Source organism: Brevefilum fermentans (genome assembly GCF_900184705.1).
GTDB classification, from domain to species: Bacteria; Chloroflexota; Anaerolineae; order Anaerolineales; family Anaerolineaceae; genus Brevifilum; species Brevifilum fermentans.
Map to the genome: position 1 here is coordinate 935,619 of NZ_LT859958.1, position 23,540 is coordinate 959,158.

Consider the following 23,540-nt stretch of genomic DNA (forward strand, 5'->3'; position numbering starts at 1 on the left):
TATTTCGCTGATTATACCTCGCCAGGTTTGAGATCGCGCATCTGGCACGAGATGCTGACGGAGCATAGGTGAGCGCATTTGTTTTAACGTTATATCGGGGAAAAAAGTTCCATTCAGTATAAAAACCTGATGGAAATGAGCCTGATTTTGATTCTCGGGTACTTGAAACAGAATGTGTAATTTAAATAACCGACATTTCAGCAATGTTTATGATTTGGATATTTTGCCAAAAAGGATGAAGCCAGAGAGCGCTTATCCCCCTCGGGGAGGGGCTAGATGAGGGGGCATCCTTCGTGTAACTCTCGACAGAAGGGTTTGTAATTGAGCAGGCTAACAGCGAAACCGGGAATATTGGTCTCGCGTTAAGACCCCCGGGGTTTGATTGCGGGGTTGAGAAGGTTGTACAAAAACCCCGGGGGTCTATGTTCAGGGGTTAGGTGAGGGGGCATCATTCGTGTAACTCTCGACAGAAGGGTTTGTAATTGCGCATGCCGTTAAGACCCCCGGGGTTTGATTATGGGGCTGAGAAGATTGGACATAAACCCCGGGGGTCTATGTTCAGCAGTTAGGTGAGGGGGCATCGTTCGCGTATCTCTCGACAGAAGGGTTTGCAATTGCGCCTGCTAACACCGTAACCGGGAATAATGGTCGTGCGTTAAGACCCCCGGGGTTTGATTGCGGTGCTGCGAAGATTGGACTCAAACCCAGGGGGTCTATGTTCAGGGGTTAGGTGAGGGGGCATCGTTCGCGTATCTCTCGACAGAAGGGTTTGCAATTGCGCCTGCTAACACCGTAACCGGGAATAATGGTCGTGCGTTAAGACCCCCGGGGTTCGATCGCGAGGTTGAGAAGATTGGACCCAAACCCCGGGGGTCTATATTCAGCGGTTAGGTGAGGGGGCATCATTCGTGCGACTTTTGATAGAAGGGTTTGCAATTGTGCATGTTAGCAGAAAAACCAGGAATAATGCTCGCCTGTTAAGACCCCCGGGGTTTGATTGCGGTGTTGCGAAGGTTGGACCCAAACCCCGGGGGTCTAAGTTCAGGGGTTTGATTGCGGGGTTGAGAAGATTCGGCCCAAACCCCGGGGTCTATGTTTGCGGCAAAAATGGGCGAAACAGGACTCGAACCTGCGACCTCTTCTGTGTAAGAGAAGCGCTCTAACCAACTGAGCTATCCGCCCGGGAACAAAAATTATACCGCATGACCGGCTTTAAATGGTATCATTCCTGATATGAAAATCTTACGCTTTGAAACTCCCCTGCGCGGACCGCGCTATGGCTGGCTGTATCAAGATCGGGTTGGCGAGATCGATGGCGACCCCTTCGGCGCCTTCCGCCGTCTCGACCCCGACCTGTCGGTGGATTCGGTGCGGCTTTTACCCCCGGTTTTGCCCGGCAAGATCATCTGCGTGGGGCGCAACTATGCTGCCCACGCACAGGAGCTTGGCAACCCGATTGGCGAGATCCCCGTTTTGTTTTTCAAGCCCGGCAGCAGCCTGATCGGCCCTGGCGATGCGATCGTCCTGCCGCCCCAATCTCAACAGGTGCAGCACGAGGCAGAACTGGCTGTGGTGATCGGGAGGCGCGGGCGCTGGATCCAACCGGAGGAGGCAATGGACACCGTATTTGGCTATACCATTGCCAACGATGTCACCGCGCGCGATTTGCAGGGCAGCGACACGACATGGGCGCGCGCTAAGGGCTTCGACACCTTTTGCCCCCTGGGGCCCTGGATCGAGACTGAATTTGACCCTGCGGATGCGCTGATCACCTGCCATGTCAGCCAATCACTGCGCCAGATGGGCTCGACCCGCGATATGGTCTTTTCCATTTCCCGGCTGATCGCTTTTATCTCCTCGGTGATGACCCTGGACCCGGGGGACATCATCCTGACCGGCACCCCGGCAGGCGTCGGCGACCTGGAAGATGGCGACAGCGTCTCGATCACGATTGAGGGCTTGGGGACGCTGACCAACCCGGTAACCAGCGAACACAGGGTCTGATTGACATTTGAGGTTCGCCGAGTTAAATTAAGTCCATGACTATCGGAATATTAACATTAACGTTGCGCTTGCCGGATTGCCATTCCCTGAAGGAAAAGCGCCGACTGATCAAACCGATCGTTGCCCGACTACACAAAGAATTTAATATTTCTGTGGTGGAATACGGGCACCAGGACGTCTGGCAGAGCAGTGAATTGCTGATCGCCTGTGCAGCCAGCCCGGGCAATCATGTTGAGAATACTTTATCGAATGTCGTCGCCTTTTACGAATGTCACTGGCCCGATTTGCCGCTAATTGGTGAGAAAATCGAAATCATCGCATAGAAAGAGGAGTTGTCATGGACCTGGGATTAAAAGGAAAGATCGCTCTGTTGACCGGTGCAAGCCGCGGTTTGGGGTTGGCTACTGCCAAAGTGCTTGCCCAGGAAGGCGTCAATCTTGCGCTCAACAGCCGTGACCCTAACAAACTATCACAAGCAAACGAAGTGCTGGCTGAATTTGGCGTTAAGGTGGTGCTGATCCCTGGTGATGTGACCGACCCCGAAATCCCTGGAAAACTGGTTGACCAGACTTTGGAGGCTTTTGGCGGCCTGGACCTGCTGTTCACCAACTCGGGCGGGCCGACGCCAGCCGCATTTGAGGACATTGATGACCCAACCTGGGAGCAAGCCGTTGAACTTTCTTTTCTAAGCCATGTGCGGCTGATCCGGGCTGCGTTGCCAGCGCTCAGGCGTTCAGAAGCCCCTTCCGTGCTGACCGTTACATCGGTATCAGTCAAACAACCGATTCCTAACCTGGTGCTCTCCAACAGCATCCGGGCTGCGACCGCCGGGCTGACTAAAACCCTTGCGCTGGAACTGGGCAGCGAAGGAATCCGATTCAACTCAATTTTGCCTTCATGGACGCAGACGGAACGGGTGGAACAGTTGTTGGCTGATCGGGCTATGCGCAACAGGACCACGATTGAAGCCGAAATGCAGGCGCAAAACGCAGATGCCCCCCTGGGGCGCATGGCGAAGCCTGAGGAATTTGCCCGGGTGGCTGCCTTTTTACTTTCTCCGGCGGCATCTTATGTCACGGGTGTGCTGTTGCCGGTGGACGGCGGAACCTATAAGGGACTGGTCTGAAGTGGGGGTTGTGAAGGAAAAAAGCTTGCAAGAGCGAGTTGAACATCTCTTGCCGGCTGTGACCAAACCGGGGCGTTATGTCGGGGGTGAACTGAACCAGGTTGTCAAGCCCTGGGACGATGTGCAAACGCATGTGGCGCTGGTGTTTCCGGATATTTATGACCTGGGTCAGGCGAACCTGGGGATTGCGATCCTGTATGACCTTTTAAATCAGCGGGTTGATGTTGCTGCAGAGCGCGCCTTTGCCCCCTGGGTCGACATGGAAACAGCCATGCGCAATGCGGACATTCCCTTGTTCAGCCTGGAGAATAAACGTCCCCTGGCTGATTTTGAGATCATCGGGGTCAGCTTGCCCTATGAAACCCTGTACACGAATTTCCTTAACATCCTCGACCTGTCGAAAATTCCCCTACACAGCAAAGACCGTGAGATCCAGCACCCCCTGGTGATCGCTGGCGGGCAGGCCGTTTTCAACCCGGAACCGGTGGCACCCTTCGTGGATGCCTTTGCCATCGGCGAGGGCGAGGAAGTAACACTGGATATTGTTGACGCGCACCAGGACTGGGTTGAATCGGGTGGTTCACGCCAGGAGCTGCTGCTGCGGCTGGCGCAGATTCCGGGTGTCTATGTTCCCGCACTCGTTAAAGTGGATTATCATCCTGACGGCAAAATTAAAACGGTTGAGCCTGCTGATGCGAGGGTGAAATTACCGGTAGTAAAACGCATCCTGGCAAAACTTCCCCCGCCATTATCGCGCTTTTTGGTTCCCAACGTCGAGGTGGTGCACGAACGCGTCAGCATTGAGATTATGCGCGGCTGCACACGTGGCTGCCGTTTTTGCCACGCGGGGATGGTCAACCGACCGATCCGTGAGCGCTCGGTGATTGAGGTCATGCAAGCCCTGACCGCAGGTCTGGATCAAACCGGCTACGAGGAGGTTGGCCTGCTGTCACTGTCTTCTTCGGATCATAGCGAAATCATTCCCTTGATTGAGGGTTTGCGGGAACTGCTAACGCAACGCCAGGTGGATATTTCGCTGCCCTCGTTGAGGATTGAATCCTTTTCTGATGAACTGATGGATGAACTTCAATCGCTTTCGCCGGGCGGCGGGTTTACGATCGCGCCAGAGGCCGGCACGGAACGGATGCGCAATATCATCAACAAACCGCTACGCGATGCGGAACTGATGGACACCGTACGCTCGGTGTTCGCGCATGGCTGGAAATCGATCAAGCTGTATTTCATGATCGGGCATCCGCAGGAAACGCTTTCTGATGTGGAAGCCATCGCCGAGTTATGTAAAAGGGTGCTCCAGGAGGGACGCCAGATTGCTGGTGGGCGGGTCAGGGTGCATGCCGGGGTGAGCACCTTTATTCCCAAACCGCATACACCGTTCCAGTGGGCTGCTTTTGATGACCTGAGTGCGATTGACGCCAAGCTGACGCTGCTGAAAGATGCTTTGAGGGGAAGTAAAATCAAGATGACCTGGAATGATCCGCGGGCGTCGTTGCTGGAAGCCTGGCTGTCACGCGGTGATCGGCGCATCGCACCTGTAATCGAACGCGCCTGGCGAAAGGGTGCGCGTTTTGACGCCTGGAGCGACCAGTTCAGGTTAGAGCACTGGGAATCAGCCTTTGCTGAATGTGGTTTGGACCCGGATTTCTACAGTTTTAGAGAGCGAGACCTGGATGAAGTTTTACCCTGGGATCACATTAATGTCGGCGTTCGTAAATCCTTCCTGCAGGAGGATTACCGGATGAGCCTGTCAGGAACCGTTCGCCCGGATTGTCGTGAGCAGTGTTACGCCTGCGGCATCCTGGCCGCCTTCAGTGGGCTGCGACGTGCCCAGCCCGGCGGAGGGTGGAAATGCCCGTGAACGCACATCCACTGGGGATCAGCCGCATTCGCGTAGTCTATGCTAAACGCGACGGGCTGCGCTTTACGGGTCACCTGGATTTACAGCGCCTGTGGGAACGCCTGCTCAGGCGCAGTAAGCTGCCGCTGCGTTACACCCAGGGTTATCATCCTCGCCCCCGGTTGAACCTCGCTTCAGCCCTACCGTTAGGGTTCATCAGCGATGAGGAATTGCTCGACTTCTGGATGGATGAGTCGCTCCCGCTGCCGGAAATCCAGCAGCGGTTGACTGCGGTTGCACCGCCTGGACTGGAAATTTATTCAGTGCAGCAAGTCGATATGGGGGAAGACGCTCTACAGGTCCAGATGAAAGCCAGTGAATTTGAGGTCAGTTTTTATGATCCACAAAACATCCTGGAGCTCAATCACCAGGTTGAGCAATTGTTGAACCAAACATCGATCCCAATTACACGCCGCAAAAAGACTTACAACCTGCGTCCGTTGATCCTGGCTCTGGAAACTGCTACCGATCCGGATGGCGCAGTGATCCTGCGGATGCGCCTGAAAGCAGAACCGGGCGCCACCGGTCGTCCCGATGACCTTTTGGAAACCCTGGGCTATCCCAATACCGCCTATCTCGTCCGCCGCACCCGATTATTGTTGAATTAGCTGCACATCACAGCTCGCAGTGACAAAAATATTCTTCTAATCCCTGTTCCCAGTCCCTGATCCCTAATCCCTGATTCCCAATTATATAATCCTCCATTTCCCTTTCAACTTTCACCTTTTTCCATTTGCTTACCCCCTATCACCTAACTCAGGTATAATTTACCTGCTTGCGATCCACTTCCGCATGTTCCCGTAGCCTAAAGGATAAGGCGACGGCCTCCGGAGCCGTAAATGTGAGTTCGAATCTCACCGGGAATATTTTCCTTTAAAGCGGTCATCGTGTAAAATTCAGGCATAAGTTTCCAAGTAAAAAAGGGAGAACCGATGACGCCCAATGATCTCAAGGCTGAATACCAGGCTTTACAGGCTGAAATTCATTATCATAATTATCGTTACCACGTGCTGAACGACCCTGTAATCAGCGATCCTGAATTTGACTTAAAACTGAAACGTCTCAACGCCATCGAAGCAGCGCATCCGGAATGGGTCACACCTGATTCACCTTCCCAGCGGGCTGGAGCTGAACCGCTGGAACAGTTCACAAAGGTGGTCCACCCGGCGCCGATCCTCAGCCTGGCGAATGCATTCAACGGAGAGGACCTGCGCGACTGGCTTGCGCGCCTGACCCGCCTGGATGCTCGAGCGGAGAAGGCGGATTTTGTCGTGGAGCCCAAGTTGGATGGGCTGACCGTTGTGCTTCACTACCGCAATGGCAGTTTTGTTCAGGGTGCGACGCGCGGGAATGGTGAAGTTGGGGAGGATATTACCGAGAATCTGCGCACCATTAAAGCGCTGCCGCTGCATATTCCGGTTTCGGCTGATGGACCCCGGGTTCCAACTGAGCTGGTCGTGCGCGGAGAAGCGCTGATCACCAAAGCGGATTTTGAAAACCTCAACCGCAGGCTGGAAGCTGAGGGGCAGAAAACGTACCTCAACCCGCGCAACACGGCCGCCGGTTCATTGCGGCAACTGGATTCACGGATCACGGCGCAACGACCGCTGACTTTACTGGTGTATGCAATTGTTCACCATGAAGGGGGAGACATTCCCACAACCCAATGGGGCACACTCAATTATCTGCGTGAACTGGGCTTCCCGGTGTCGACTGCCTCGCGTCATTGCACGGAGTTAGAGGAAGCTATACAATTCTGTCTGGAAACCGACCCCAACGCCTTCCCCTACGAGGTGGATGGGATGGTGATCAAAATCAACGACCTGATCCTATCTGAGCAATTAGGCGTTGTGGGAAAAGACCCACGCGGTGCGATTGCTTATAAATTCCCTGCACAAGAAGTGACCACGCAGTTGAACGACATTGGTGTCAATGTAGGTCGTACGGGGGTGATTACACCCTATGCCATTTTGGAGCCTGTAGAGATTGGCGGGGTGATTGTTAAACAGGCGACACTGCACAATTTTGACTTTATTAAGGAAAAGGACATCCGGGTCGGTGATCGGGTGCTGGTCAAGCGGGCTGGTGAGGTGATCCCGTATGTGATTGGCCCGATCGTCGATGTCCGCAGTGGTGACGAGCAGCCTTACCGGGTACCACAAAACTGCCCTTCCTGTGGTGAGCCGATCACAAATCCTGCCGGTGAGGTGGCGTATTACTGCACGAACAGCGCCTGTCCGGCACAACTGGTGCGCAACCTGGAGCATTTCGTCTCACGCGGCGCGATGGATATCGTCGGGCTGGGGATCAATGTCGGTGAACAGCTCATCAACGCCGGGTTGGTCAAAGATATTGCTGACCTTTATCGTCTGAAGAAAAGCGACCTGCTTAAATTAGACGGTTTTGCCGATAAAAAAGCCGAAAACTTGCTCGCCGCAATCACGGCTTCTAAGGCGCAACCCCTGGAGCGTCTGATCACCGGCCTGGGCATTCGCGGTGTGGGAGAGGTGGCTGCGCAGGCGCTTGCCAGGCACTTTTCCGATCTGGATGCGCTTGGTCATGCCACTCAGGAAGAGATCGAAGCCATTGAGGGTTTTGGGCCCAATATGGCTGCTTCGATCGTGGAATGGTTCAGTTCTCATGAAAATCAGGTTGTACTTTCGAAATTAAAAGAAAGTGGGGTGTGGCCGCGCGCCGAATCTGAACGTGTTGCCGGGCAACAACCCCTGGCTGGACTCACCTTTGTCATCACCGGCACGCTGCCCACGCTCTCGCGCAGCGATGCGAAAAAGCTGATCGAATCAAGGGGTGGGAAAGTCACCGGCAGCGTCAGCAGTAAAACCGATTTCCTTGTCCTGGGCGCAGACCCGGGTTCGAAACTGGATCAAGCCCGGCAGCGGGGTATTGCCACGCTTTCGGAAGACGAATTGCAGCAGCTAATCAAAAGCCGCTCGATCTGATCGATCGGTTCCTCAAATTAATAAACCAAAAATCCCTCCTCAAGGAATATCCCGAGAGGATTGAAATACTCCCGGTTTTTCATCGAAGAGGGGTGTTTTTGGATGATGGTTGATCTTTAAAACGGAAACTCGTATTGTGACAGACCCAGCTTGTCGCGCACAAAGATCAAATCCTTCTGCAGATTTGGAGGGAGCCTGACGCCGTCACGGCGCACACGGATTTCTGTTTCGTATTCTTTTTCACCGGCGGTGTAGATGCGCTCTTCGCCCGGGGCTTTGCGTGAGGCGCGCAGTTCCCTGAGAATTGAACCGGTGGTGCGCTTGAAGTCCTCCAGGTCGACAAAGCTCTCAATGTTCAGCGCCATGAAGAAATGTCCAACCTTGAAGTGTGCGGGCGACCCATCAGGATTAACTCCTGAAAGCGCACTCAGGAAGGCGCCGGTCTGCAGAGAGGCGCTCAAAATTTCTACGATGGTTGCCAAACCATAGCCTTTGTGCCCCCCCATGGTTTCGCCGATCCCGCCCAGGGGTAAAAAGGCGGCATCACCTTTAACCAACGCGGCTAAAATTTCCTTCGGATCGGTCAGGTATTTGTTTTCAGGGTCAACCAGCCAACCTTCCTGGGCTGGCTTATCTTCACGCACGAATCTTTCAATCAAACCTCGCTGAACAATCGGTGTGGCAGCGTCAAACAGGTAGGGGAAGGGTTCATCGGTTGGTGCGCCAAAGGCGATGGGGTTGGTGCCCAACATGGGCATGGTTCCAAAGGTAGGGCATACCGAAGGGCGGGCGTTGGTGAAAGCGAAGCCTACCATGCCAGCATCTACCGCCATGGAAGGATAATAACCAGCAATACCGAAATGGGTTGAGTTTCTCACCGCTACCGAGCCCATTCCATAGGTGTGCGCTTTTTCAATCGCCAGGTTCATGGCGTATTTTGCAATCACCATACCCAAGCCATGGTTGCCATCCAAAACAGCGGTGGTGGGGCTTTCACGAATAACGTCAATTTTTGTGTTGACATCGTGCTGACCGGTGATAAGACGATCATAATAATAGCGTAATCGACCGATCCCATGCGATTCAATCCCTCGAAGATCGGAAGCGATCATCACATCAGCGCAGATTTGAGCATCTTCCGGGGGAGTTCCAAAGGCAACAAAGCACTCCTTGATAAACTCCAGTAAAAAATCAACAGGCAGGTAAACATCTTGGTTTGACATAACGGCTCCTTTATTTGTTTTTGACTTTCATAAAACCTCATCCATTCGATGAGAGCATTTTTTCCATGGCTTCTAATTATATCCGATAGGGCAACAGATCATGTCAGAAATGGTTTGATAAAAAGGGAGACGATTGAACTACGGCGCCAAAGAATTCATTCGAAACCAATATCAAGGAAAAAGCGCTTCAAACACCGTGCACTTGCAATGCGCAAGGCTTTTTAATAAGCCAAAAACCGTCTTTTAAGACGGTTTTTGGGCTTGTGGAGATGGCGGGAATCGAACCCGCGTCCGAAAGATTCGACCCACGAATATCTACGAGTGTAGTCGGCTTATTCGTTCTCGCTTGAGGTTAGCCAGCCAACCGGGCGACCCTCTCGCCAGCCGTTGGGACCCGAAAGCCCCTCTTTCACGCATTTAACGGCATCCTGCGTGGCATCCTGACTTTGCGACGCCAACTCCATCTCCGGCCAGGCAAACGGAGCGTGGGTGACGTGACCTCTTCAGAGGTCTGAGCTTAACGCCCTACAGTTTAGGCTGCAAGGGGTAAAGCTGCATATTGTGTGCGATTGGCACTTTTGTTTTGTACTGATTTTACGAGTTCGGTACCTCTCGACTCGCAATCCGGGACCAGCCTCTCCCGTCGAAGCCGATCATCCCCAATGCAGATTATATTATACCCGATTTTGATGGATTGTGAATTGTGAATTGAGAAGCAGTGAATGGTCCCACTTACTGCGCTCGGGGAAACTGCGCACTGAATGGGATATTGCCGACTTCACAAGCGGTGACACCAGGTCAAAATCAGCGAAGAATGCTTTCAATCCCTCTTCGCAGGTAGAAGTCTGGAAATCTGTTTGTACTGGTAGAGAGTGAGGCGGGTTTTACGGCGTTGCTGACTCCCACTTGAAGGTTGCCACAATCGGGTCATGGTCTGAAAATCGGTGCCAGTAATCAAACTCGCTATTCAGGTGGAGGATGTCCACCGATAATAATTGGGTGTAAAGTGCTTCGCTGACCAGGATATGATCCAGCACCTGGCTGTTGCCCTCATAGATATAGGTGTAACGTTCTTCTATCGGTAAAGTTTCAATCAAATTATGAAGGAGATCCCCCTTTAGCGTTTCAAGCGGAGACGAGAAATGAAAATCATTCAGGTCTCCCAGGACGATAATTTTGCTGTTGGGATCAATCTTCAGCAGGGTTTCCACGAAATCATAGACGACCTGAGCCTGGGCATCGCGTCGAACCTCGGAGTTCAATATTGGTGGTTGGACGGCGCCAAACAAGGCGTGATCTCCGCCCTTGGAAATGAAATGGTTGTTGATCACAAACAGGGGCTGATCCTCGATGAGGAAAGAGACGATCAATGGTTTGCGACTGTTGGTGAAAGCCGAATTGGTCGGGTCAATCCGCCCCGGGTTGAGTGAGAGAGCCACTCTACCATTGAGGGTGTCCACATCAATCGGCGTTTGTGCATCCCCGCGGGGCGCGTCGACCAGGCTCAGGCCACGATCCAGCCGGTAAAGGAAGCCGACCCGGATATTCGCCCCGGGGACGCCCCCATCCTTGTCCGGCAGGGGCTCAATATCCACAAAGCCATATGGGGGACCGCCTAACGCTGCTATTGCGGAGATGATTCCCTGGTAAGTCAGTTCTGCGGAGGCGGCCTGCTTGCCGGTAACGCCGTCGTTGTCAGCGATCTCCTGGAAACCGATGATATCCGGAGCTGCAAACCCGTTGACGATATGATCTGCCAGGGTTTTGATGCGGTCTGAATCAAGGGCGGAAAGAACTTCTACGTTGTAAGTCACCACGCGGATCTGCCCTGGTAACGCCGGAGTTAAGGGCACGCTGGGTTGGAGATTGCCGGCGAGAAAATTCACATCCGCAATAGGCTGTACTTTGTAATTGCCGTAAGCATAATCCATCACGCCGACGATCGGCTGCTGTGAATAGTCGCCGACCTGGACGAAGGGCATTTCCCGCAGAGCATCGTCCAGGATCACCCGTTCAGGGTTGAAATCACCTTGCTGGACAATGATGCCGCCGCGCGGGGTACGTGTGGATGCCCAAGCGCCATTATCTGGCAATACTACAATTTCTTTGTATTGGTTGGTAGGTCCGACCACAACAGCGTTGTTGATTTGAACGAGCATCCCCTCCAGGCTTTCGAAAAAGTCCAACCCGTCAGAATGGGGATTAAAATCCCCACCTGCGATGACCCGACCCTGGGTTTGACCGTCGATCACCTCTGTTGGTGGAATACGTCCATCCTGACCGATAATAATGGGTGGTGGCAGCGGGTTGCCTCTGGAAAGGATTTCGATCGAAGGATGGCGAATATGGGTGATCATCAAATCGTTGACCGGATCACCGTTGAGCACCCCCTCTTTGACCAACCCATTTACCAGCACTTCGTCGCCTGAACGTACGGATGGAATCAGCCCCTGCAGAACGTAAATCCCCTCGGAGGTGGCGGGATCATTGTCAGGAACGAGTGATTGCATATAGAAACCATCTGCCCGGATCGCAGTGACAATGCCGTGTATACCTTCAACCTGCTGATTTTCAAACGGTGAGACATGACCTGCTCCCTGGATGGATGAAATTGTGATTGTGCCAGACACGCCAGGATCCACAGCGACGACTTGTGGACTGGGATCGTCTGCTTCTTTTGTGATCGTTGGCATTACCTGGCTTGGTACGGGTTTGGGTGTGCGGGTACACCCGCTGACGACCAGCGAAAATGCCAACAAGCCCGACAACATCATCAATCGCATGCGCTGATGAAATTTAAAGTGATCTTTCAAGAGGGTGCCTTTCAATGGTTTTTGGCATACTTGCATGTAATTTTCCAATTTGATTATATACTATATCGTCCCTTGATTGATTTGGTTTCAGTTTGTGATCACCGGGTAATCCGGCAGAATTAACATAAAAAGAAAAATTTGGTCCTGATTCAGCGAGAATTTCAAGTAAAATAAGGGCATGGATATCAAAATAGCAATCGCAAAGATCGACAAACATGGTTTCAGTAATTGCGGTGATACGATAGAGATTACCGAACGCCCCAACGGGGGAATTACTGTTGTAATGGCTGATGGAATGATTGATCATCATGGCGACAAGTCAATGTCGACAATGGTTTGCCACCGGGTGATTGACCATATTAGCAGTGGAATGCGTGACGGCGCTTCGATCCGAGCCGCTGCCAGCCAAATTTATTCAGAACATAAAGGTAGGGTGCAGGCAAACTTGTGGGTGATCAGTGCTGACCTGCAAACCGGCACCATCATTATTTCACGCAATAATTCGCTGCCGGTTTTCTTGATCTCTGATGATGTGGTGGATTGCTTATCCAGTGAAAGCGAACCGATTGGCAAGAACACAGATGTTTCGCCCACAATTATTGAGCTGTCAATCAAACCTGAGATGACATTAGTTGCTTTTTCAGATGGGGTCTATTCTGCTGGAGCTCATAACCAACAGACCATGGATATCTGCACCACCATTGGCGCCTTTATGGAGGAGCAGGAACCGACGGCAAGGGAAATTGCTGAGTTTTTATTACAACGTGCGATCCGTTTAGACAACGGACAACCGCTGGATGCGATGAGCATCATTGTTTTGCAGACGTCATCACGACCCTCAGATAATATCCGCCGGATGAGCATATCACTTCCTCTGGAGACGTAAAGCTGATTATTCACACAGTTTCTCGAAATTGCTCTGATTTAAAAGCTGCCAGGCGCCAGGAAGGATCTTCTGTTACGATAAAAATATATCAAATTTCTTAGGAGGCATGCATGCGTCAAAAGGTTGTGCTTATCACCGGAGCCAATGGAGAAATGGGTCATGGCTTGATACAGGTTCTATCAAAACAGGCAGACACGAATATTGTGGCATTGGATGTGGTTCCGTTGGATAGAGCCCTGCGAAACCTGGTCAGTACTTATATTGTTGGTGATGTTCTTGATCAAATGCTGTTGGGAAGGCTGGTCGTTGAACATGAAATTGCCATTATCTACCACCTGGCTTCGATCCTGTCGACGAAAGCGGAATACAACCCGGAGACCGCCCACCGGATCAATGTTGAAGGGACCTTGAATCTGCTGCGCCTGGCTGTAGAACAATCTCAATGGCAGGGCGAGTCGGTGAAATTTATTTATCCCAGCTCGATTGCTGCTTATGGCATCCCGACCCTGAAGGATAAAGCCGAGGCTGGCGCTGTTGTTGAATCAGATTGGAATTTCCCCACCACGATGTATGGCTGCAATAAGCTGTATTGCGAGCACCTTGGGCGATATTACAACAGTCACTACCGCCAGTTGGCAGCGGATCATGATGGAAAACAAACCGTTGATTTCAGGGCGATTCGTTTTCCGGGGCTGATCAGCGCAGAAACTGTACCAACCGGCGGCACGAGTGATTACGGACCTGAAATGCTACATGCGGCTGCCAGGGGCGAGGAATACAATTGTTTTGTCAGGCCCGAGACAATCATTCCTTTTATGGTCATGCCGGATGCGATCAAAGCGCTGGTGTGTTTAGCTGCTTCGCCGAAGAATCGGCTGTCAAAATTTGTGTACAATATCACCAGTTTTTCCATAACCGCGCAACAGTTCTTTGATATCGTGAAAGCAGCCTTTCCAGAGGCAAAAATTCATTTCGCAGTCGACGAGGCAAGGCAGAAAATTGTGGATTCATGGCCTGAATGCGTGGATGACTCAGCTGCTCGCAACGATTGGGACTGGTCGCCGGACTATGACTGCGAACGATCCTTCGAAGAATATTTGATTCCGGCAATTCGGAAACGGTATCAATAAAAAATGGTGGAAGACCGGTGAAGTGGATTTGCCGATCACTGAAAAACGGGAATGAATTTAAAAGAGGCTGCCTAAAAGGCAGCCTCTGTGCTATTGATTTTTATCCTGGTTTACACATCCAGGTTTCTGACTTCTTTGGCGTGAGTTTGAATAAAACGCCGGCGCGGAGGCACTTTCGAACCCATCAACATGTCGAAGGTGCGGTCTGCTTCAGCGGCATCTTCGATACTTACACCCAGTAAGGTACGCTTTTCTGGATTCATGGTGGTTTCCCACAACTGTTCCGGATTCATTTCTCCAAGACCCTTATAGCGCTGTATCGTGTAACGGCTGCCGTTGGTGGTGATCTTCTGGATCAATGCTTCTCGTTCGGCTTCTGAGTACAGGTAATGTTTTTCTTTTCCATAGGTGACCAGATACAAAGGGGGTTGGGCAATGAACAAATGCCCTTTTTCAATCAATTCCTGCATAAAGCGGAAGAAAAAGGTCAGCAGAAGCGTGCGTATGTGAGAACCGTCGACGTCGGCATCAGTCATGATAATGACGCGACCATAGCGCAAACCCTCTAAAGAAAAGCCTTCGCCGATGCCTGTGCCGAGGGCTGAAATCAGGGCTTTGACCTCCCGATTTGCCAGAATTTTATCCAGGCGGGCTCGCTCTGTGTTGAGGATTTTGCCGCGTAAAGGCAAGATGGCTTGAAAGTGACGGTCACGACCCTGTTTGGCTGACCCGCCTGCGGAATCACCCTCGACGATATAGAGCTCTGTGCGGTGCGGGTCGCGTTCCGAGCAATCCGCCAGCTTGCCCGGGAGGGTCATGCTTTCGAGCGCAGACTTGCGAATGACAAGGTCACGCGCTTTGCGGGCGGCATCCCTGGCACGTGCGGATGTGAGGCATTTCTGGATGATTTTCCTGGCTGCTGAAGGATTTTGTTCCAGGAAGCTGGTGAACCCGTCACTCACCACCTGCTGGACATAAGTCTGCACTTCGGTATTCATCAGCTTGACCTTGGTTTGACTTTCAAATTGAGGGTCGGGATGTTTGATGTTGATGATAGCCGTCAGACCTTCGCGAGTGTCATCACCGGAGAAGTTGGAGTCGGAGTCCTTGAGGAGGTTGTTTTTTCGGGCGTAATCATTGATTGAGCGGGTCAGGGCAGTGCGCAAGCCGGTGAGGTGTGTTCCACCGTCAATGGTGTTGATGGTGTTGGCAAAGGCGTATACTAATTCGGAATAAGATTCGGTATACTGGATAGCTGCTTCAATACCGATGCCATCGATTTCTTTTTCTACAGAGAAGACATCGTGGAGCGTGTCACGGTTTCGGTTGAGGTATTTCACAAATGAAGATACGCCACCCTCGAAATAATAGGTGAATTGGGTATTATTACGCTTGTCTTCAAGCCGAATAGTGACGCCGCGGGTGATAAAAGCCATTTCACGAAAGCGTTGCGACAGGGTATCAAATTTATAAGTTTCATCACCCTTAAAGATGGTGTGATCATATTTAAAGGTGGTGGTTGTCCCGGTTTGAGATTTTGGCGCTTTCGCAACCACTTTAACCGGTCCTTGAGGCAAACCTTTTTCATAACGCTGAAAATAGACTTTACCATCCCGGTTGACTTCAACTTCGCACCATTCTGATAGGGCATTGACTGCCGAGACGCCGACGCCATGCAGGCCGCCAGAAACCTTGTAACTGGTACCGGAAAATTTACCACCTGCATGGAGAGTCGTCATAACGACTTCCAGGGCAGACACTTTTCGCCCCGGGTGTTCGTCGACCGGGATGCCGCGACCATTGTCGCTTACCGTCACACTTTCATCTTCGTTAATGGTGACTGAAATCAAATCGCAGGTTCCTGCCAGGGCTTCATCGATGGAATTATCGACAACCTCATAAATCAGGTGATGAAGCGCCTTGTGATCGGTTCCGCCAACGTACATACCGGGTCGCCGGCGTACAGCTTCGAGACCTTCCAAAACTTGAATGTCGTTTGCGTTATAAGATACAGGTTGTTTAGACAAATTAAAATTCTCCGGATTATTGATTTGTTTTTCTTCAGGTGCTTAAGTCAAATTTAAATTATTGTTGATCACCGACTGTGAGAACCTGGTTGCGTCGATGAAGTAGTGAAAAGATGCGGCGATTATGGCAGACACGATAAAGGCGTGCCCCAGAATGCCGACAAATAAGAACCAATTATCAACATTGGGAGATCGCCAGAGGTAGTTCAGGCCTTCTACCATCAGGTAGGAGGCTAAGATGAACCAGATCGTTTTCCCCATGGAGATGCGGACAACTTTTATGCTGGTGATCATTGCTGCAATTAAATTCTGTTTATAAAGAAAAATTCCGTGAGGCGTGAAAACTAGTGGCATGATCGCCCACAGAATGAATACCAGGGCCAGAGTTATTAAAAATTGACTGATCACCGGGCTGATGATCGTTACCAGGGTGACCAAAAAGATCATCGGTAAGGATAAAATGATGATGATCAGCAATAAAAGAATTGGCATGAGAACAATTTGGTAAAAAGAATTCAGCAATGATTTGATGTTTTCCTGGTGATAACCCAAGATCTGTTTTGAAATATTTAGAAAATATAAATTGCCCAGGAAATATCCCACCAGGACAAATAGCAACCAGGCGATGAGAAATTGGGTGCTCGAATCAAGGCTGAATGTAATTGGTTGGCCGATTGGATTCAAATAGGAGGATTTAGAAACCATCAGACTGGGAACACCGATTGGCAATGTGCGCAATGAGACGGCGAGATTAAAATTGGTCAGAATATCATGCACAATTGCCTGGTAGTTCTCGATAAAGGGAGGGATCTCAACCGCACTAATGCCTGGCAATTGCGTCATGTTCTTCACAACAGGGCCAAAAAGGCGGTCGATTCGCCAGACCGGACCAAACCATAAAAACAAATCCAGCGCAATTGGAATGAGAATCAAATCAGGTTTACTGGCGATGGTGTTAAAGCCTGCGAGCAATGCCTGAATGATGCTGGGAGATTGGAATTTGGAATCAGAACTTGTGTTCATACAATGATTAATTTTACCACATACAACCGAGTCTGACCACAAAATCCTGCAAGTCCCCCCTCATTGCGTACGGGCCGCTTCATTATATTAATTTAAAATGTTATTGTTAGGGGTAATCCTTTTTCAATACTTTGCTGGTGGTAAAATTATTGATATGCCAACTAAAACTGCTCTGCCAGATCTCGAACGGCTTTCGATTGTTACTGCAATAATCATGCTGGCATTTGCACTTACTCAGTTAATTTCTTACCCTGCACAAAATATTTCCTTTTCGGTTTTTGGTATATTAATCGATTTTGTGCTGGATTTTAATATCTTGGTGATTGCTTTCTCTGTCCTTTTAGCGGCAGCAGGCATGGATTGGTTGATTCAATCGCACCCCGAAGCGCAACTATTCGATAATCGATGGGAAACCATCCGCCATTGGATCGTCCCCGTATTGACTGCACTTGTGATTGGTGTAGCGTTGATTGCCTTTGCGGGAAGTTTACTGTGGTGGGTTGTGTACATCCTGGGAAGCTTGTTGTTGTTTGCAGTTTTTATTGGTGAGTACAACGTGTTCGTCGCCGGGAGCGCGGTTAATCCATTGGCAATTGTCGGATTGAACGCGCTTTCTTTTGTGCTTTTCTTGCTCTTATCAATTGCAATTTTTTCCGCCAATATCCGTTTATATATTCGCTTGCCGCTGCTTGGGATTGGGGCGTTGATGGTCACCTCGCGGACTTTGTTTTTAAGATTGGGAGAGTGGCACACACTGTGGGGGCTGGTGATCAGCCTGGTGGTTTCAGAGGTTTTGATCGGTTTTCATTATTTACCGTTGAACCCAATTCGGCAAGGTTTACTGTTGGTCGGGATGGTGTATGCTCTCACCAGTATGGTTACTGGAATCAAAGAATCCCGACGATCCTGGGCATTTTGGGGTGAACCTGTGGCGATGTTATTATTGACGCTAATTGTGAGTATTGTCTGGGCTTAATCGTTCTGTTCGAGCGGGAACTCTTTCAGGGATTGAAAATACATTGAGCGTAAATTGCGTCGGTGAAGCTCACTGGCAAGCCCACCTAAGAGGACCCTGCTTTTTCCGCAGGTTTCAACGTCAATGTTATCTAAAACCTCAAGCGGATTTTCTCTTCTCTTGGCGGAGTTTACCGCTTTTTGCAAGGTCTTTACATAGGTGACATTTTCCCGAATTTTTTCTTCAACTTCACCCCGCAGAATTATTTCACCGTGACCCTGGATAATGTTTTCCAAGCCCAAACCAGCAAAACTCTGCATCGTTTGGATGCTTTGTTCAGGGTCTCCTTCAACAACGAAGGGGATGGACATGAAGGCGTCGCCAGCAAACAGGACGCGGTCTTCTTCAGCCAGAACAGAGATTCCATCTGCTGAATGGCCGGGTGTGGAGAAAATCAGCAGATGCTTTTTCCCAACTTTGAGACGTAAATGGCCGTCTTGAAAGGTGATTTGAGGTGGGACGATGCTAAGTTGTTTGTAGAGGGGGCTGTCCTGCCTGGCGACCTCAAGAGCGGAAGGCGCCCGATCTAAGAGTAACTGTCGGCATTTTTCATGCCCGATAATGGTTGCTCCCGGAAAGAAACAATTGCCCCAGCAATGGTCTGCGTGATGATGTGTGTTAATCACATATCGAACCGAGAGATTGAGTTTTTCTTCAATGTAATCTCGCAACATCAAACTTTCTTGAGGCATGAGGGTGTCAATCAAAACCGCCCATTTTGGTCCAGCAACCACTCCGGCAGTAACCTGTGCATATGTTTCACTTTGGAACCAAAATATGTTTTCCGCTATGATCTCGCGAAGCATAAACCCATTCCTAATTTTAAAAATAAAGTGTTTTGGAAGAATAGCACATTGCAGGTTAAAAGTCAAAATCTTAACAGTTGTCGCCACTGAAACGTATCGGACCTGTTAATATTTTTGCAGATAATGACTTAAAGCAAGACTTTAAAAAATTCAGTACGATTATTTCCCCCTGTGCCAGGATGTTTATTTTTGCTTACGAAAAGCGAGATTTCACCAAGATTACACTGACAGCGGCAAGTAAACTCAAACCGCCTGCTGCGCCAACGATGACAAAAATCCAGCGAATATTCTGGATTGGCAACGCAACGTCCTCGTCGAATTCCGTTCCTGTTTCAGGGATTTCAATTTCAGGAGAGGGCGTTAGCGTTGGCGTCGATGTTGTTCCTGGCAGCGGGTATCCTTCAGATTCAGGAGAGCTTTCCAATTGTGTGGGTTGTGGCGTCTCCATGTCCGGGTAGGCATTCTCAGGGTAAAAATCACTATCATCGACTGGAAAAGTGATTGCTCCGGATGTTGGGCTAATGCGACGTATCGGAGTTGGATAGGTTATCGGCGTTGATGTACTGGGCACGTAATAGCTTGTTGGTGTTGAGTAATGGTAATAGGGCGTAGGTGTATAATAATAGAAAGGGGTGCGCGTGCGAGTAGGGGTCGAGGTGATTGTTGGTCTGAGTGTCGGGGTACTTGTTTTTGTCGCTGTTGGTGTAGCGGTAGCTGTTGGGGTGGCGGTGGCTGTTGGGGTGGCGGTGGCTGTTGGGGTAGCGGTGGCTGTTAAAACGCTTACCGGGCCATGGGTTTCGATTGAATTACCGAGATTATCGATCACCTCAAGTTTATAGTAATAGGTCCTGGCAAAAGAAGAGATCTTGTTGTCTGTGTACTGGTAAATACCACCAATGTAAACATCGCCAATGGCTGAAATCTGAGAAGAAATTCGGGCATAGGGACCATCTTGTGAATCTGCCCGCAATATGTAAAACCCCTTAACATTGATTTCACTGCTTGTGGTCCAATTGATGATGTTATTCACGCCGTCAAATTCCGCTTTGAATTGGGATAGGGTAATCCCATCAATGACGGGCAAGCCGACGACAAAGGGCGTAAAGCTCAGGTCACTGGATAGTCCTGGTCGACCGCTGTTGTCAATGACAACCCTGATTTCTTTTTGATCAAGGTGGCAGGTTGTTTCCTGACCGGAAGCGCCGCCAGCACCTGGACCCTGGGGCGCCTGTCCACAGGGGTTCCAGCCATCAGTCGCCATTGTGGCAGGATCATACCAGGCAAGTGGGTATTTCGTGCTGTCGGTTCCACCACAATACTGGTCAGATTCGATTTGACTGACACAGTTAGGGTTGAGATTATAGCTTAATGCCAGTGTCAGGTCGGCGGCAACCGCATTTTCTTCCAGGAAAACATCGTAAAAATTCGAACAGGGCCTGATGTCCAAACCTCCGTTTTTGTAAAAGGGAATGTTTTCGGACGCGCCCTGACCGTGGTTAACAATGATGATGTTAAAATCACCGCCGGAAGCATGCATTGCTCCAATTTTACCGTCAAATGCGTAGGACATTGTTGAAGTCACCGCCAGGCGCTGGGCTTCAACCCCTGATTGATTGGACAATCGTGAAATTATTGCCCCTAGGCGTTTTCCATCAGAGACCCCACATTGATCAGCGCTGGCTGTTGCTAAACGGTCAACCCCCCAGAAGTTATGGTTGGCTGTTCCATTGTTGTTGCAATTGATCTGGTACCCAGATCCGTTGTTGATGATGTTGTTGGCGTAAACACTGACTGTGCCAACACCGTCACCGACGCTACGGAAGACAGCATGGTTGTCATTATTGATGATGTGGTTAAAAGCCACAATGACTTCGCCAGAGTTGTCATGGATATCGATTGCACGGTACCCATAGGCGAGGGTATTGTGCTCGATTGACACCGGTTTTGAGCTGTTGACCTCAATCAGAGTGCGTGAAGGATTAAGGCAACTTCCATCGTTGATTGTCAGGTTTGTAAGGTATCCCCCTTGCGTGAATTTTAGCATTGGGTTAGAACAGTCAGTGCCCGAATAGGTAATCAATGCCTGTTCATAGCCCCGGATATGCACTTCTTTGTCAATTAACACCGTATGGCTTTTTACCTTGTATTGCTTAAGAATCCGGATTTCAGCGCCTTGATTGGCGGCAAGCAATGCTTCACGCAATCCTGTGCCGAGGCCATCTTCGCCATCTTCATCAGAATTGAAGTAGCAGGGCGTGAAGGTGCCGCAATCATCGGATGTGTTTGCCACATAGATCACTTCAGCAGGTTCTTCCTGAGGGGTTGATCGGCGAGAATCGGCCGCGAGGGTTGAGCTCGCTGTGATAGAAAACAGGGTCATAAACGAAAGGAGAAGCGGCAGAAATAACCGAAATAATTTTTTCATGATAAAAGTCGCTCTTTGTTAGCCTGGTTTTATTATACCATTTGATGAGCAGGGTATTGTTTGTCTTACGATGATCGATTTTTAACTGCCCCTGGGTTGAAATGTTTGTTTGGCTGAAGGATTGTGATTAAGAGCGAGTGATCGAGTATGATAAGGATTTATTGAAGAGCCTTTGAACTCAACGGTTTGGAGTTTCGATGATCAAAACCATCCTTGGCGCGTTCAAACCTTTTCGCTTGCTCAGCCTTGTGATGACCTATTTAATGGGCGCAGGGCTGGTTAAGTATGTTCGGGGATTATCAGGCTGGTCATTATTAATCCAGGGCGGGATCTTTCTGTTATTGCTTTCCCTCAGTCTTGAATTATTATGCCTGCTGTACAGGCTGGGCGAACCTAAAAATTGGGCGGAAGGGATGCAGCTAAGGGAAATCAAGCTGACCCGGTCAGGAATTGCGGCAATCATTGCAACACTGCTAACTGTGGCGACATCAATCTTTATCCATTGGATTGGAGAGGGTGTTCTTTGGCAGGGGTTGGGTTTTTTATTTCTCACGTTGTTCGCGCTCTGCATTATTTATTATTTGTCTCAGACCATTGCGATTTTAAAGCCCTTTCATCTATTGATAGAAGTTTTATTATTTGTGGTTATCCCCCCTGCTCTGGCTTTTTTTCTTTATTCGGATGATTTGCATCCTTATTTAACCCTGGTGGTCATCAGTCTGGTGCCTGCCTACCTGGCAAATCGCCTGCTGCATGGGTTAGAGAATTTCAACCATGATCAAAAATACGAGGTTGACACACTGGTCATGCGTATTGGCTGGGAGAACGCCATGATTATCCACAATGTCCTGATATTGTTAACCTATTTCCTGGTGGGCTTAAGCGCTGTATGGGGCTTGCACTGGTTCATTATCTGGCCGGTTTTTTTATCTCTGCCAATTGGTTTGTTGGAAATCTGGTTGATGGAGAGAGTCCGCGGCGGGATGAAACCACTGTGGGGTGTGATGCGATTTGCTGCAGGGAGTGTTTTTTTTATCTCTGTTTACCTGATCGGGCTTGCTTTTTGGATTCGTTAGAGACCAGCGACAAATGAAAACCAGGGCAAAATTATTGATATAATCGTGACTGATGATGTGGTCAACCAATAAAAGGAGTGTAACGATGATACGATCAGCAGGCGAACGAGCCCCTGAATTTGAATTAATGGATGATGAGGGTAATTTACGCAAATTATCCGACTATCGAGGGCAAACCATTGTGCTTTACTTCTACCCCCGCGACAATACGCCAGGATGCACGAAGGAAGCCTGCTCCTTCAGGGATGCATATGCAGACTTTCGCGAGGCGGGTGTTGAAGTCATCGGCATCAGCCCGGATAGTGAGCAATCGCACGCGAAATTTAAATCAAAATACGAGCTGCCCTTCACCTTGCTCGCCGACCCCGACCGAAGCGTTTGTAAAGCCTATGGGGTCTGGGGTCCTAAAAAAATGGCTGAACGCGAATATGAAGGCGTGTATCGAACGACCTTCGTTATCGACCCAGATGGGGTAATTAAAAAAGTGTTTGAGAAGGTAAAACCTGCTGATCATAGCCAAGAAGTATTGGCTGTTGTCAGAGCTTGAGTGCTTTTAACAGCACGTTTTTCCATTCATGATTAATTGCTCGGCATGGATGCTTTTCCTGTATGTTGTTAACGAACAAAAAATGCTGCCTGAAAAACTTCGGGCAGCATTCTGTTTTAACAAGCGCGAGGAATAAGATTGCAGAATTAATATAAGGGGCACAACAGGTTCAGATCAGGCCAGGGCTGACAAACCGAGACGTTCGATTACATCAAACGCAGGACGACGTTACCTTCAGACCACAATTCTTCCAGGCGGTAATAACTCCGTTGTAGCGGAGAAAACAAATGCACGACCACATCGCCGTAATCGAGCACAATCCAACCCGCGCTTCCCCTTCCTTCTGGTTGGGCAGTTCTGTGGAAATGGGTTTTTATTTCCCGTACCAGTCCGTTGCTTAGGCTTTCCAGCATGCGGTCGCTGGATCCGCTGACGATTACAAAATAATCTGTAAATGACGCTATTTCTTTGATATCTAAAATGAGAATATCTTCCCCCTTTTTACTTTCGAGAAAATGTGCAATTTCTCTTGCTAATGATATTGATTCCAGATGTCACCTCACT

The 23,540-nt window shown here is 49.9% G+C and carries 18 protein-coding genes, 2 tRNA genes and 1 other RNA gene; 12 read left to right on the forward strand and 9 right to left on the reverse strand.

Going from position 1 to position 23,540, the window contains the following annotated elements; genetic code table 11:
• Positions 1-1,108: 1,108 nt before the first annotated feature.
• A tRNA-Val gene (locus CFX1CAM_RS04175) sits at positions 1,109-1,182 on the reverse strand.
• A gap of 51 nt (positions 1,183-1,233) precedes the next feature.
• Between CFX1CAM_RS04175 and CFX1CAM_RS04180 the strand changes: the two genes are divergently transcribed.
• The 7 genes from CFX1CAM_RS04180 (at position 1,234) to ligA (ending at position 8,005) form a co-directional block, all read left to right on the forward strand.
• Positions 1,234-2,004 carry a fumarylacetoacetate hydrolase family protein gene (locus CFX1CAM_RS04180; protein ID WP_087861806.1) on the forward strand — a complete coding sequence of 257 codons (771 nt, stop codon included), beginning with the start codon at positions 1,234-1,236 and terminating at the stop codon, positions 2,002-2,004.
• 35 nt (positions 2,005-2,039) lie between these two features.
• Positions 2,040-2,327, forward strand: coding sequence for a DUF503 domain-containing protein (locus CFX1CAM_RS04185; protein ID WP_087861807.1), 288 nt, complete (start codon positions 2,040-2,042; stop codon positions 2,325-2,327).
• Between the two features lie 14 nt (positions 2,328-2,341).
• Positions 2,342-3,130: an SDR family oxidoreductase gene (locus CFX1CAM_RS04190; RefSeq protein ID WP_087861808.1), complete on the forward strand. Its 789-nt coding sequence runs from the start codon at positions 2,342-2,344 to the stop codon at positions 3,128-3,130.
• 25 nt (positions 3,131-3,155) lie between these two features.
• Positions 3,156-5,006 (forward strand): TIGR03960 family B12-binding radical SAM protein, encoded by a 1,851-nt coding sequence (locus CFX1CAM_RS04195; RefSeq protein ID WP_157891684.1) that lies wholly within the window; start codon positions 3,156-3,158, stop codon positions 5,004-5,006.
• Positions 4,997-5,653, forward strand: a complete 657-nt coding sequence (locus CFX1CAM_RS04200) for a TIGR03936 family radical SAM-associated protein (protein ID WP_087861810.1) — start codon at positions 4,997-4,999, stop codon at positions 5,651-5,653. Before CFX1CAM_RS04195 ends, CFX1CAM_RS04200 begins: the two co-directional genes overlap by 10 nt.
• Before the next feature lie 186 nt (positions 5,654-5,839).
• Positions 5,840-5,911: transfer RNA gene (locus CFX1CAM_RS04205), tRNA-Arg, on the forward strand.
• A gap of 66 nt (positions 5,912-5,977) precedes the next feature.
• Complete coding sequence (gene ligA, locus CFX1CAM_RS04210) at positions 5,978-8,005, forward strand: NAD-dependent DNA ligase LigA (protein WP_087861811.1); 2,028 nt, start codon at positions 5,978-5,980, stop codon at positions 8,003-8,005.
• Between the two features lie 116 nt (positions 8,006-8,121).
• Here ligA and CFX1CAM_RS04215 read toward each other — a convergent pair whose 3' ends face one another.
• The 3 genes from CFX1CAM_RS04215 to CFX1CAM_RS04225 form a co-directional block, all read right to left on the reverse strand.
• Positions 8,122-9,228 carry an Ldh family oxidoreductase gene (locus tag CFX1CAM_RS04215; protein ID WP_087861812.1) on the reverse strand — a complete coding sequence of 369 codons (1,107 nt, stop codon included), beginning with the start codon at positions 9,226-9,228 and terminating at the stop codon, positions 8,122-8,124.
• Between the two features lie 261 nt (positions 9,229-9,489).
• Positions 9,490-9,889, reverse strand: a transfer-messenger RNA (tmRNA) gene (gene ssrA, locus CFX1CAM_RS04220).
• 223 nt (positions 9,890-10,112) lie between these two features.
• A complete protein-coding gene (locus CFX1CAM_RS04225) occupies positions 10,113-12,077 on the reverse strand; it encodes an endonuclease/exonuclease/phosphatase family protein (protein WP_087861813.1) in 1,965 nt (654 codons plus the stop codon).
• Positions 12,078-12,219: 142 nt separating this feature from the next.
• Here CFX1CAM_RS04225 and CFX1CAM_RS04230 point away from each other — a divergent pair, with 142 nt between their 5' ends.
• Both CFX1CAM_RS04230 and CFX1CAM_RS04235 read left to right on the forward strand, forming a co-directional pair.
• Positions 12,220-12,927, forward strand: a complete 708-nt coding sequence (locus CFX1CAM_RS04230) for a SpoIIE family protein phosphatase (protein ID WP_087861814.1) — start codon at positions 12,220-12,222, stop codon at positions 12,925-12,927.
• A gap of 110 nt (positions 12,928-13,037) precedes the next feature.
• Entirely contained in the window at positions 13,038-14,057 is a 1,020-nt protein-coding gene (locus tag CFX1CAM_RS04235; protein ID WP_087861815.1) for an NAD-dependent epimerase/dehydratase family protein, read from the forward strand.
• A 110-nt stretch (positions 14,058-14,167) separates the two neighbouring features.
• On the opposite strand, the gene gyrB is transcribed toward CFX1CAM_RS04235, so the two are convergent.
• A complete protein-coding gene (gene gyrB / locus CFX1CAM_RS04240; RefSeq protein ID WP_087861816.1) occupies positions 14,168-16,084 on the reverse strand; it encodes a DNA topoisomerase (ATP-hydrolyzing) subunit B in 1,917 nt (638 codons plus the stop codon).
• Between the two features lie 42 nt (positions 16,085-16,126).
• On the reverse strand, positions 16,127-17,107 hold the full coding sequence (locus CFX1CAM_RS04245) for a hypothetical protein (RefSeq protein ID WP_087861817.1): 981 nt from the start codon (positions 17,105-17,107) through the stop codon (positions 16,127-16,129).
• A 154-nt stretch (positions 17,108-17,261) separates the two neighbouring features.
• Here CFX1CAM_RS04245 and CFX1CAM_RS04250 point away from each other — a divergent pair, with 154 nt between their 5' ends.
• A complete protein-coding gene (locus CFX1CAM_RS04250; RefSeq protein ID WP_157891685.1) occupies positions 17,262-18,083 on the forward strand; it encodes a DUF5656 family protein in 822 nt (273 codons plus the stop codon).
• Here the strand turns inward: CFX1CAM_RS04250 and CFX1CAM_RS04255 are convergent.
• Complete coding sequence (locus tag CFX1CAM_RS04255) at positions 18,080-18,928, reverse strand: MBL fold metallo-hydrolase (protein WP_087861819.1); 849 nt, start codon at positions 18,926-18,928, stop codon at positions 18,080-18,082. The two genes, CFX1CAM_RS04250 and CFX1CAM_RS04255, sit on opposite strands and share 4 nt — an antisense overlap.
• Before the next feature lie 193 nt (positions 18,929-19,121).
• Positions 19,122-21,353 (reverse strand): right-handed parallel beta-helix repeat-containing protein, encoded by a 2,232-nt coding sequence (locus tag CFX1CAM_RS11565; RefSeq protein ID WP_087861820.1) that lies wholly within the window; start codon positions 21,351-21,353, stop codon positions 19,122-19,124.
• A 197-nt stretch (positions 21,354-21,550) separates the two neighbouring features.
• Here CFX1CAM_RS11565 and CFX1CAM_RS04265 point away from each other — a divergent pair, with 197 nt between their 5' ends.
• Together CFX1CAM_RS04265 and bcp are read left to right on the forward strand one after the other, a co-directional pair.
• A complete protein-coding gene (locus CFX1CAM_RS04265; RefSeq protein WP_087861821.1) occupies positions 21,551-22,429 on the forward strand; it encodes a UbiA prenyltransferase family protein in 879 nt (292 codons plus the stop codon).
• An 85-nt stretch (positions 22,430-22,514) separates the two neighbouring features.
• A complete protein-coding gene (bcp, locus tag CFX1CAM_RS04270; RefSeq protein ID WP_087861822.1) occupies positions 22,515-22,976 on the forward strand; it encodes a thioredoxin-dependent thiol peroxidase in 462 nt (153 codons plus the stop codon).
• Positions 22,977-23,182: 206 nt separating this feature from the next.
• Here the strand turns inward: bcp and rsfS are convergent, their stop codons facing one another.
• Positions 23,183-23,527 carry a ribosome silencing factor gene (gene rsfS, locus CFX1CAM_RS04275; RefSeq protein WP_331712529.1) on the reverse strand — a complete coding sequence of 115 codons (345 nt, stop codon included), beginning with the start codon at positions 23,525-23,527 and terminating at the stop codon, positions 23,183-23,185.
• Positions 23,528-23,540: the final 13 nt, after the last annotated feature.